The 12,054-nt window shown below is 49.3% G+C and carries 10 protein-coding genes; 4 read left to right on the top strand and 6 right to left on the bottom strand.

Features of this window, described 5'->3' with window-relative positions:
• Positions 1 to 351: 351 nt before the first annotated feature.
• Positions 352 to 1,098: a TrmH family RNA methyltransferase gene (locus RUW00_RS17525; RefSeq protein WP_280145365.1), complete on the bottom strand. Its 747-nt coding sequence runs from the start codon at positions 1,096 to 1,098 to the stop codon at positions 352 to 354.
• A gap of 120 nt (positions 1,099 to 1,218) precedes the next feature.
• Here RUW00_RS17525 and sspI point away from each other — a divergent pair, with 120 nt between their 5' ends.
• The 4 genes from sspI to RUW00_RS17545 all read left to right on the top strand — a co-directional run bounded on the left by sspI (position 1,219) and on the right by RUW00_RS17545 (position 5,418).
• Positions 1,219 to 1,434: a small acid-soluble spore protein SspI gene (gene sspI, locus RUW00_RS17530; RefSeq protein ID WP_003152527.1), complete on the top strand. Its 216-nt coding sequence runs from the start codon at positions 1,219 to 1,221 to the stop codon at positions 1,432 to 1,434.
• A 61-nt stretch (positions 1,435 to 1,495) separates the two neighbouring features.
• Entirely contained in the window at positions 1,496 to 2,581 is a 1,086-nt protein-coding gene (locus tag RUW00_RS17535) for a CdaR family transcriptional regulator (protein ID WP_280145366.1), read from the top strand.
• Between the two features lie 99 nt (positions 2,582 to 2,680).
• A complete protein-coding gene (gene glcD / locus RUW00_RS17540) occupies positions 2,681 to 4,093 on the top strand; it encodes a glycolate oxidase subunit GlcD (protein ID WP_021494418.1) in 1,413 nt (470 codons plus the stop codon).
• Positions 4,090 to 5,418 carry a (Fe-S)-binding protein gene (locus RUW00_RS17545; RefSeq protein ID WP_061890762.1) on the top strand — a complete coding sequence of 443 codons (1,329 nt, stop codon included), beginning with the start codon at positions 4,090 to 4,092 and terminating at the stop codon, positions 5,416 to 5,418. The genes glcD and RUW00_RS17545 overlap by 4 nt, the downstream gene beginning before the upstream one ends.
• A gap of 69 nt (positions 5,419 to 5,487) precedes the next feature.
• Here the strand turns inward: RUW00_RS17545 and cstA are convergent, their stop codons facing one another.
• From cstA to araN, 5 genes are all read right to left on the bottom strand, one after another.
• Complete coding sequence (cstA, locus tag RUW00_RS17550) at positions 5,488 to 7,284, bottom strand: carbon starvation protein CstA (protein ID WP_061862453.1); 1,797 nt, start codon at positions 7,282 to 7,284, stop codon at positions 5,488 to 5,490.
• A gap of 111 nt (positions 7,285 to 7,395) precedes the next feature.
• Entirely contained in the window at positions 7,396 to 8,895 is a 1,500-nt protein-coding gene (gene arfA / locus RUW00_RS17555; protein ID WP_280145367.1) for an arabinosylfuranosidase ArfA, read from the bottom strand.
• A gap of 18 nt (positions 8,896 to 8,913) precedes the next feature.
• On the bottom strand, positions 8,914 to 9,741 hold the full coding sequence (gene araQ / locus RUW00_RS17560; protein ID WP_007612991.1) for an arabinooligosaccharides ABC transporter permease AraQ: 828 nt from the start codon (positions 9,739 to 9,741) through the stop codon (positions 8,914 to 8,916).
• A gap of 18 nt (positions 9,742 to 9,759) precedes the next feature.
• Positions 9,760 to 10,701: an arabinooligosaccharides ABC transporter permease AraP gene (gene araP / locus RUW00_RS17565; RefSeq protein WP_007408105.1), complete on the bottom strand. Its 942-nt coding sequence runs from the start codon at positions 10,699 to 10,701 to the stop codon at positions 9,760 to 9,762.
• A 41-nt stretch (positions 10,702 to 10,742) separates the two neighbouring features.
• Positions 10,743 to 12,038 (bottom strand): arabinooligosaccharides ABC transporter substrate-binding protein AraN, encoded by a 1,296-nt coding sequence (araN, locus tag RUW00_RS17570; RefSeq protein ID WP_280145368.1) that lies wholly within the window; start codon positions 12,036 to 12,038, stop codon positions 10,743 to 10,745.
• Between the last annotated feature and the right edge of the window lie 16 nt (positions 12,039 to 12,054).

Consider the following 12,054-nt stretch of genomic DNA (forward strand, 5'->3'; position numbering starts at 1 on the left):
CCTTTTATGTAAACCAAACCGTTCTATGCCTTTTTCAGAAAACAAAAAAACCCGCCCCTTGAGAGAAGGGACGAGTTGTGGCCGCGGTACCACCCTTTTTAAGGCAGACTTCATCTGCCGACAGCTTCATTGACATAACGGAAACGATCGTTCCGGTTCACCTTTACGCGCGTTTGGCGCGGTCCCGGTGACAACTCGAGAGGTGAAAATCAATTTTTGTGCTGCGATAAAAATGCTCTCAGTCAGCGGCATTTTCTCCCTGGAAGGCAGTGTGTGCAAAAATTGACGTCCTCTGTCACGGTTTTTACATTATTGCTATCTATTATAGTGAAATCCAAGGCTTTTCGCAACCTATCCTCTGAGATGATAAACGAGGATGGCGGCCGCTACCGCCACATTCAGCGATTCCGCCTGTCCGTACAGCGGAACGTACAAGTTGAGATCCGTTTTTTGCAGAAGGCCGGCGTCCACTCCCGCCCCCTCGTTCCCGACGATTAACGCGAACGATTCTTCAGGCTTCACGCTTTGATAAGCTACACCGTTTTCAAGCGCCGTGCCGTAGATCGCGACGCCTTGTGATTTCAGCTCAGCGGTAAACTCATCAAGCGGACGTTTCAAAATGGGAATATGAAAATGAGATCCTTGTGCTGAACGCAGCGTTTTTCCGTTGTACGGGTCTGCTGTTCCCTCACCAAGGACAACGGCGTCGATCCCCGCCGCATCTGCCGTTCTGATCATTGTTCCTAAATTCCCCGGGTCCTGCACGGCATCAATCAGAAGCAGCCGCTTCAGCTGATCAGGCTGCTTATCCGGCATATGGCAGACCGCGGCGATCCGCTGCGGCGTTTCTGTTTCCGTCACGGCTGAAAACGCGTCTTCGCTCAGCACGTAGCACGGGATGCTCATGTCCAGATCGGCCGGGATGGCGCTCTCATCGTTTACGAGAATTTCTTTTACCGTTCCCTTTGATTTGAGCGCTTCTTCTGCCAGATGCTCTCCTTCTATCAGAAATGTATTCGTTTTGAGTCTCTCTTTTTTTGTGTGAAGTTTTTTCCAGTCCTTCACTTTTTGGTTTTTTGCAGAGTCGATTCGTTTCACTTTATGTCTGTGCTCTCCTTTTTTCATGCATGTTGTTATTATATCTTAAGAACAGCACATAATAAACCGCGTGCGCGGTAAGAATATGCGTATCACATTCAGGAAAAAGGAGCGGTTGTAATGGATCTTAATTTACGCAACGCCGTTATTGCCAATGTAACCGGCAATAACCAGGATCAGCTGGAGCATACTATCGTTGACGCCATCCAAAGCGGTGAAGAAAAAATGCTTCCGGGCCTCGGCGTCTTATTCGAAGTTCTTTGGCAGCATGCGTCGGACTCAGAAAAAAATGAAATGCTCAAAACACTTGAAGGCGGATTAAAACCTGCGCAATAAGCTTGAACCGGGTGATGAGACACCCGGTTTTTTTTGTATAATAATGGCGAGGGGGATCGCCATGCAGTTACAGCCGGAACTGGCAAAGAAATTGATTGCCGAAGTCAAACATATGTACAGCCGCGAAGTGATTATTGCCGATACAAAAGGAATGATCATCGCGGGCACCAACGAGGCGCGCGCCGGATGGTTTCATGAAGGCGCACTGATCTGCGCGCGCGAAAAACGGAATGTCATCATTACGAAAGAAGATGAAAAACGGCTCGAGGGCGTAAAAGCAGGACTGAACCTCCCCGTTTTTTCAGGCCATGAAGTGATCGGAGTATTCGGTCTGACAGGAGACCCTGACGATATCCTGCCTTTCGGAGAATTGCTCAGAAAAATGACGGAGCTGTTTATTAAAGAAACGCGCCATATGGAAGAAGCGCAGTGGCGTGCGAGAATGCTTGAATCCTTTATGGTTGATTGGCTGCAGCTGAAAGAATGGTCTCCGGGCTTTTTAGAAAAAGCAAAGCTCATCGGCGCAGACCTTCACGCATACCGCCGGATCATACTCATTCAAGGCCGTTATGAGCAATATAAAGCGGAGGAGCTCGGGCGGCTCTGGCAGTACGAATGCCCTGAAGACCTGTTTGTCCGCTGGGGAAATGAACGCATTCTCATTAATCATGAAGCAAATTCGGCTTCCAAAACACAGCTCATTAAAAAGATCGGCGCCGTTTTCGGGCAGCCTGTCACCGCCGGCATCGGACGGATCGTTCCGGGAGAGCGCCTCACGGAATCATACGAACAGGCGGATAAAGCACTTTCAGCCGGTATCGGTGACAAGCAGGCCGTCTTTGAAGAAGATTTAAAACTGGATATGTGTCTTGCCGATATCGCACCCGGCACGAGGTCGGAATTTTCACGGCGGGTTTTCGAGCATGTACTCGGCCGGGAAGAACTTCTGGATACGCTGCGCGCCTTTTTCGACCGGCAATTATCGTTAAAGCGCACCGCCGACGACATGCATATTCATATCAATACATTGCGCTACCGTCTTTCCAAACTGGAATCACTGACAAATATGAAACTTGACCGCCCCAAAGACATAACGGCTTTTTATTTGGCGCTGCGCTTTTTAGATCAACATACAAAAATCACGTAATCATATCATCATTTTTCATATGTTTCTCCATAGTGTGCGGAATCGTTTTTCTTTACAATTAAATGAAAACGCTTTTCTTATCAGGGAGGTTGGGAGAACATGATTTCACGAGAGGCAAAAGAAGCGTTCATCCGGACGGTCGGGAAGGAGAATTATGATGATTCGGCGGCGGGCCGTCTTGTGTATTCTTATGATGCGGCTCCTCAGCTGCAAGCCATGCCGGATGCGGTAATCGCCCCCCGCAGCGCGGATGACGTGTCGCGTATACTAACGATTTGCAGCAGGCATGACATTCCGATCGTGCCGAGGGGTTCAGGCACAAACTTATGCGGCGGCACATGTCCGTCTGAAGGCGGGCTTGTGCTTTTATTCAAACATATGAACCGCATTCTTGAAATCGATGAAGAAAATTTGACGGCAACCGTCCAGCCGGGCGTGATTACGCAAGATATGATCCGTGCGGTTGAGCAAAAAGGTTTATTTTATCCGCCGGATCCGAGCAGCATGAAAATATCGACGATCGGCGGGAATATTAATGAAAATTCCGGCGGGCTGCGCGGACTGAAGTACGGCGTCACCCGGGATTATGTCCTCGGCCTTGAAGCCGTCTTGGCTTCAGGCGATATCATCCGCACAGGAGGAAAGCTGACAAAGGATGTCGCCGGTTATGATCTGACCCGGCTTTTCGTCGGATCAGAAGGGACGCTCGGCGTTGTGACGGAAGCGACTTTAAAGCTGGTTCCGAAGCCGGAAACGAAAAAAACGCTGCTTGCACTCTATGAACATATTGAAGCGGCTGCGGAATCGGTTTCTGCCATCATCGCTGAAAAAATCATTCCGGCGACACTCGAATTTCTGGATCAGCCGACACTGCAGGTCATTGAAGATTACGCCAAGATCGGGCTTCCGACCGACGCAAAAGCGGTGCTGCTGATCGAACAGGACGGTGACATCGAAACGGTCAGACGAGATATGGAAAAAATCGAAGCCATCTGTAAAAACGGAGCAGCCGTATCCGTCCAAACGGCTGAAACCGAGGAAGAGGCATTCGCGCTTACAGAGGCCAGACGGTCCGCATTATCAGCCCTTGCCCGGCTGAAACCGACAACGATTCTGGAAGATGCGACCGTGCCGAGATCACAAATTGCCAGCATGGTCAAAGCCATTAACGAGATTGCAGAAACATACGGCCTGTCCATCTGCACATTCGGCCATGCCGGAGACGGCAACCTCCATCCGACGTGCACCACCGATATCCGAAATACAGAGGAGATGGAACGTGTCGAAAAAGCTTTTGCCGCCATTTTTGAAAAAGCGATTGAGCTGGGCGGGACGATAACGGGTGAACACGGGGTCGGCATCGTAAAAGCGCCGTATTTAGAAATGAAACTGAAAACAGAAGGCATCACCGCCATGAAAGCGATCAAACAAGCGCTTGATCCCCAAAATCTGCTGAATCCGGGAAAAATATTCGCCAATTCATCAAGGAAACGCGTGGTGGTGATGAAATGACAACGGCTAAAGAGCAGCAACAAATTCAAACAGAATTCAAAAACCGCATGGATGAAGGTGAATTGCTGAACTGTATGCGCTGCGGCTTCTGCCTTCCTTCCTGTCCGACCTATATCGAATCGGGATTTCAAGAATCCCATTCGCCGCGCGGCCGGATCGCCCTGATGAAAGCCGTCACTGACGGACTGATCGAGCCGGATGAAGATGTCGAGCGCTCACTTTCGCTGTGTCTCGGGTGCCGGGCATGCGAGCCCGTTTGTCCGGCAGGGGTCAATTACGGACAGCTGCTTGAAGAAGCGAGGGATATCATTCATCAAAATAAAAAACATAAGCCGGGCGTGCGCCTCTTGCGGAAAGCCGCCTTCACCGGGCTTTTCCCTCATCAAAACCGCATGCAGACAGCCGTGAATCTTCTCGGAATATACCAAAGATCGGGACTGCAGACCGCCGTCAGAAAAACCGGTATGCTGCGCGTTTTGCCTGAACATCTGCGCACAATGGAACAAGTGCTCCCGCCCGCCCCGAAACGGAAAGACATGAAGGAAAGGCCGCGTTTTCTTCCTGCCGCGGGTCCCGTCCAAAAACGGGCCGCTTTTTTCTCGGGCTGCTTAATGGATACGATGTTTTTAGCGACAAATCATGCGACAACGGCGCTTTTACAGGCGGCCGGGTGTGAAATCGCGGTTCCGGACGGCCAGGCGTGCTGCGGCGCGCTTCACGGGCACAGCGGAGAAAAAGAGATGGGAAAAGAACTGGCCAAGCGGAATATCGCGGCTTTTGAAGCGCTTGACGCTGATTATATCATTACAAACGCCGGCGGATGCGGCGCCTTTCTTCAGGAATATCCGCATTTACTGAAAGATGAACCTGGATGGGCGGAACGTGCCGAACAATTCGTCCGGAAGCTCAAAGACTTTTCATCCGTACTGGTTGATCTGAAGTTCCATCAAAAAAACCTGCGGGCACAGTCTCCTCATATCGTCACATATCAGGACTCCTGCCATCTCCGCAATGTGATGCATACGTCAGAGGAACCGCGCACGCTTTTGAAAAGCATTAAAGGGGCTGAGTACAGAGAAATGGAAAAGGCCGACAGCTGCTGCGGGTCGGCGGGAATTTATAATATAACAGAGTCAGAAATGTCTATGAAAATATTAGACAGCAAGATGAAAGCCGCCGGAAAAACGGAGGCGGCCGTCATCGTGACAGCCAATCCCGGATGCCTTTTGCAAATGCAGCTCGGCATTTTGCGCGAAGGATTAACAGGCCGTGTCCGCGCGGTTCATTTGGCGGATTACCTTTTGGAAGCGGCGGATTTGTCATAAGATGAAAGCAGAGAGACCGATCGGCTCTCTGCTTTTTTATGATGCTGCAATGTTCGGACGGCCGCGGATTTATCCGGGTATTGAAGCTTCCAGTCTGGCACTCGGATCACGCCATGCATTCGCCCATTTTTTCACAGCCGCAATGATAATCACAAGCCCGAGAATGAGCATGATAATGGATAAAACGCCATTCAGCACGTTGTATCCCGCCGCTTCGGGGTTCAAATACACATACCGCACCATCCAATAACCCGCATAGTTGACGGTCACGTACAAATAAGCGAGAGGAATCAGGCATGTCAGCATATAGCGCCGCTTATCCGCTATTTTTAATACGACGGTCGCACCGATAATTAAGCCGACAGACGCCATAAGCTGATTGGATACGCCGAACAGCGCCCAAATGGAGCTGATATCGCCCGAATACAGAAGATAGCCCCACAGCAGGCAGGCGAGCGCGCTTGAGAAAATCGAGCCCGGCAGCCAGTCTGTTTTTTTCAGCGGCTTATAGACCTCCCCGAAAAACTCTTGAATCAAGTACCGGGCAACACGGGTTCCCGCATCAATCGCCGTTAAAATAAACACCGCTTCAAACATAATGACGAATTGAAAAAAGTATGAAGCCAAATGACTGAAAAACGGCATCTCCGTAAAGATATACGTCATTCCGACGGCAAGCGTAACAGCTCCGCCCGTTCTTCCTTCCAGACTGAGCCCGATTTCTTTGCTCAATTCAGGCAGATGGACGACATTCATCCCGAGGGTGCGGAATATTTCAGGCGTGCTGTTAATGGCAAAATAGTCGGCGGGCTCAAGAGCGGCAGCTGCAATGAGCGCCATAATTCCGACGAGACATTCCACAAGCATCGCTCCGAAAGCAACCGGCTTTATATCACTCCATTTATCCAGCATTTTCGGCGTTGTGCCGGAACCGACAAATGCATGAAAGCCTGAAATGGCGCCGCAGGCAATCGTTATTGAAATAAACGGCCAGACAGGACCCGCGATCACCGGCCCTCCGCCGTGAATAAACTCCGTTACGGCCGGGAATTTAATGGCGGGATTGACGAAAAAGACGCCCGCGATCAAAGCGGCAAAAACCCCGATTTTCATAAAACTGCTTAAATAGTCACGCGGAGCCAGCAAAAGCCAAACCGGAAGCGCCGCGGCGAAAAACGCATAGACGGGAAGCGCCACTGCAAGCGTTTTCGCATCCAGTGTCAGCATGTCCCCGAGAGCCGTTGTCTGCAGCCGCGGCCCGATGACAACACCGGCCATTAACAAAAGAAACCCGACAGTTGATGCGAGTTTGAGATTGCCTGTTTTTTTATAGTAGAGGCCGACCCCCATCGCGATCGGAATCGTAATCCCCACCGCAAACGTTCCCCACGGGTTTTTTTCAAGCGCGTGCAGCACAACCATGGACAGCCCCGCCATCGTGATCGTAATGATAAACAGCATCGAGAGACCCGTGCAAAAACCCGCCACCGGGCCGAGCTCTTCTTTGGCAACTTCAGAAAGCGTTTTCCCATTTTTCCGCATTGATGCAAACAATACGACAATATCGTGCACGGCTCCTCCGATCACCGCCCCGATTAACAGCCATAACAGCCCGGGCAGATAGCCGAACTGAGCTGCCAGAATCGGTCCGACAAGCGGGCCGGCAGCGGCGATTGCCGCGAAGTGGTGGCCGAATGACACCCACTTATTCGTCGGCACATAATCTTTCCCATCCTCAAGCACATGGGCCGGAGTCGGTGTCTGATCATTGATTTTTAATACTTTGACCATCATAAAGGTACCGTAAAGCCGATAGGCGATCGCCAGAATACATATAGACGCTATGACGATTGTAATCGCATTCATTTAATCCCAGCCCCTTTTCTCTTTTTCTAAATATTATCACAATTATCAGATAACAGAAGATGATTTTTGCGTAAAAAAAAAGCCGGCAGCGCAGCCCGGCTTTTCGGAACATTATTTTCCTGATAAACGGATGACATTCCAGGACAGCGGAGTAAAATGAGCCGTTATCCCTTCAGCATGTGCCGAAGACGTTCCGTTGGAGTGCGGAATGACTTCTTTTCTGTTTTTTTGATTGGTCGCTTTCATATCCTGATGCTCCAGCACGATATGCTCAATGATGCGGTAATCTTCAAACCCCCTCAGCCTTATCTCCGTTTCCATCAGTTCCTTGCTTTTGTTGACGGCAAAAATGGTCAGTGCTTCATCCTCTTCATGGTAAACGGCCGCGGCATCAACATACGGTACATCCGTAAAATCCGCTGAGTCGTATTTCGGGGAGGTGATCAGCAGCTTCATTGAAGTCCCTCTCCCGTAGACAGAGGCGTGCATGTAAGGATAAAAGATCGGCTGTCTCCATGCTTCTCCGCCCTTTTCACTCATGATAGGCGCAATTACGTTGACAAGCTGGGCGAGACAGGCGATCTTCAGTCTGTCCGCATGCTGCAGCATCGTAATCAGCAGTGAACCGATCAACAGCGCATCTTCAAAATTGTAGATGTCTTCAAGAATCGGCCGGGCCGTAATCCATGGCTCCACTTTTTTATCCGCTTCATTTGAGTGATACCACACATTCCATTCATCTAAAGAAAGGTGAATCGTTTTTTTGCTGCGTTTTTTCGCTTTCATATAATCACATACGGCTGTGACGGATTTAATAAAATGGTCTAAATCCATCGACTTCGCCAAATAGTTCTCAAGATCATTTTCATGGTTGCCGTAATACGTATGCAGTGAGATGTAATCCACATGCTCGTACGTATGCTCAAGCACCTCGGCCTCCCACTCAATGAAGGACGGCATGCCGCTGTTTGAGCTTCCGCAAGCCACCAATTCGATCGCCGGGTCCGTCCATTTCATCACCTTTGCCGTTTCAGCGGCGAGCCGTCCGTATTCATGCGCCGTTTTATGACCGATCTGCCAAGGGCCGTCCATCTCATTTCCTAAGCACCATGTTTTGATGCCGTAAGGTTTTTCATATCCGTGCGATTTTCGTAAGTCGCTCCAGTATGACCCTTCAGGATGGTTGCAGTATTCGACGAGATTCCGGGCGGCATCGATCCCTCTCGTCCCGAGATTGACCGCCATATTCACTTCGGCGTTCACTTTTTTCGCCCACGTTAAAAATTCATTCGTCCCCACTTCGTTCGTTTCTGTCGTCTGCCATGCCAAATCAAGCCTCCGCGGGCGGTCCTTCACCGGCCCGACGCCGTCTTCCCAATTGTAGCCCGAGAGAAAATTCCCTCCCGGATAGCGGATGAACGGCACTTGCAATTCCTTGATTAACTCCTGCACGTCTGTTCTGAAGCCGTCCTTGTCGGCTTTCGGGTGTCCGGGCTCATAAATGCCTTCATACACCGCCCGGCCCATATGTTCTATAAATGATCCGTACATCCGTTTGTCCACTTCACCGATGATATATTCTTTATCTGCTGTAATCCCCGCTTTTTTCATTATATTTCCTCCCTCTCTCTATCCCTTCACTCCGCCTACTGTGAGGCCGGAAATGAAGTATTTTTGGAAAAACAAGAATATGATGATCACCGGCAGTATCGCAAAAACGGACCCGGAAATCAGCATGTCATAGTTGTTGCCGTACGGACTCAGCAGCCCTGAAAGTCCGATTGGAAGCGTAAACATTTCTTTCGACCGAAGCACGATCAGCGGCCATAAAAAGTTATTCCAGCTGTTTAAAGATTGAAGAATGATCATTGCCCCGAATGCCGGTTTCATGAGCGGCGCCATAATTCTGAAAAAAATGCCGAATTCGGTGCAGCCGTCCATTCTCGCTGAATCAAGCAGATCCTTCGGAAGTCCGAGCGCATATTGCCGGAAAAAGAACACGGCGACAGGCGACACAATAAACGGCAGAATCACCCCCGTATAAGAATCGATCAAATGAAGACCCACCGTCAATTTGAACAACGGAAGCATCATCACTTCAAGAGGCACCATCATAATGATCAGCACAAGAACGAAAATAATATTTCTGCCTTTAAATTCGTAGACACCGAGTCCGTAGCCGATCAAAGAGGAAAAAAACAGCGTGAGAACCGTGGTGAGAACGCCGAGCAGCAGGCTGTTAAAAAACCATTTGAAATAAATGCTCCCCCCGTTGAACAAATAGGTGTAGTTATCAAGGCTCATTACATCCGGATCAAGACGCAGATTCAGCCCGATGCGCATCAGCTCAGATGACGGCTTTAATGAACCGAGCAATAGGCAGATCATCGGAAAGATATACAACAGGCTCAGCATGATAAAAAACAAGGTAAACGCGACTCTGTACACGGAAAACATGTAATTGTTACGCAACGCTTATCCCTCCCCTTTAAACGAACCGGACAGTTTCAGTGAAACAAGGCTGACTAGTAAGATGACAAGCAAAAGGACAATTCCGATTGCGGCCCCGTACCCCATTTCGTTGTATGCAAGCCCCTGCTGATATAAATAACCGACAAGTGTGAGGCCGATATTGCCCGGGGAATTATTCTGCCAAAGCACATAGCTTTCCTCAAACATTCTGAAACCGCCGATAATACTGATCGTTAACACATAAACGGACACCGGCTTTAAAAATGGAAGGGTAATATGCCGGAACTTTTTCCACGTACTCGCCCCGTCAATTTCAGCCGCTTCATACAATTCTTTCGGCACGTTTTGCAATCCGGCCAGAAAGTAAAGAATGTTAATGCCCATCCACCTCCATGACGCAAGCAGCACCATTAAAAACATGCCGGTACCTTTGTTGTTGAGCCAGTTTTGGGGTGATGCGCCAAGCTTCATCATCAGCTCGTTTGCAAGCGACGTATTCATTTCTCCGAACATCAGACGGAAAATAATCCCCGCTACGATCGTCGATGTTAAAGCCGGTACAAACAGAGCCGATTTAAACACATTTCTGAACCTGACGAGCTTCGAATTCAGAATCACCGCCAAAAGAAGCGGCACCGGAATCAGCACGATCAGCGTCCAGAAGGTATATTCCAATGTGTTAAATAATGCCGTATAAAAGGTTGGATTAAGAAGAGCGGTATAATTGGAAAACCCGACAAATGTAATTTCTCCCGGCAGTATCCGCTGAAAGCTCATGATAAACACGCTGATGATCGGATACAAAAAGAAAACGAGAAACGAAATGATAAATGGCGCCGTAAAAAGATAAGGCGCCGCTTTTTTTGAATACAGCACATTGCGCCGGCGCGGCTTCTTCCGGACTGCAGAAACGGTTTGCGCTGTCTCTGTCTTTACAGGTCTCATAAAAGCTCCCCCGCTTTCACTGTTAAATAGGACGGCTTCTCCTATTTCTCTAATTGCTCTGCCGCCTCGTCCAAGGCTTCCTTAGGTGTTTTTTCCTGCGTCTTCAGCGCATCGAACAGCACTTGTCTGACAACGAGATCAGCCGCTTTAGAGAAGTCTTCATGCAGATAAATCGGATTGATCTCATCTTTTATTTCAAGGAGCGAGGAAAAAATTGACGTACCGTTCCGGAAGAAATCCGTGTACTTGTTTTTCTCCTTCAATTCTTTTGAATCCCACACGTCCCAGCGGAGCGGGTCAAAGCCGAGCACCGTCCAAAGCTTTATGTTCCCTTCCTTCGAACCTTTCGCAAAACCGAGAAATTCTTTCGCGAGCTTCAGATGTTCAGCCTGCTTCGGCACGACGGTGGCTGTTCCGCCTAAACCCGCTGATCTGTCACCGCCTTCTTTCCAGGCCGGCATAGGGTAAATCGCCATTTTCCCTTTTAAATCAGGCATATAATCGATAAACCGTCCCATGTACCAAATGGGCATCAGCACTGAGGCTGCCCCGCCCTGATTCATAAAACCGTAGTATTCTTCGCTGTGATGGCCGCCGCCGGGAGCCGGCAGAAGGGTTTTATCATTTACCATGTCCTTTACATAATTCAGTGTGTCTGTATTCGTCTTGCTGTTCAGAATCAATTTTCCGTTTTTGCTGTAGTAGCCTGACCCTTGCTGCGAAATCATGGATAGGAATGTGGCGGAGTCGTTTGTTTCAACCGTTCCCATCGGTTTCCCAGATGCTTCACGCACTTTTTTCCCTGCCCGCCGATAATCTTCCCATGTCTTAATGGAGGCGGGATCAACGCCCGCTTTTTGCATAATATCCATGTTGTAAAACATGACGGTCGTCCCCACATGTGTATCAAGGCCGTACAATTTTCCGTTTTTGCTGTATAAGGCCAGACGCGCTTCCACAAACTTATCGCGGTCTTTTTCAATCAGCGGCGTCAGATCGGCAAGCGGGATATCCTTCCCCTTCAGAAAGTTCGAGAACCGGCTTAATTCCACGTCGGCTATATCGGGAAGCCCCTCACCCGCGATCAGCGAAACCGATAAATTATCATGCATTTGTCCATAAGGATAAACAACGGTATTCAGCTTGATTTTGCGCTCCGGATATTTCTGATTCCATTCTTTGACCATTTCCTGATAAAACTGTTCGTGCAGACCGTTAAACGTCCAAAACGTCAGCTCCGTTTCTCCCGTCCGGCCGGCAGTCCGTTCTTGTGAACAGCCGGCGGTAAACAAGAAGAGCATCATCAGCACCAAACATACAGCGGTCGTTTTTTTCATGTCATTACCCCTTCCA

Source organism: Bacillus sp. IS1, from assembly GCF_032461585.1.
In the GTDB taxonomy this organism is placed as follows: Bacteria; Bacillota; Bacilli; order Bacillales; family Bacillaceae; genus Bacillus; species Bacillus velezensis.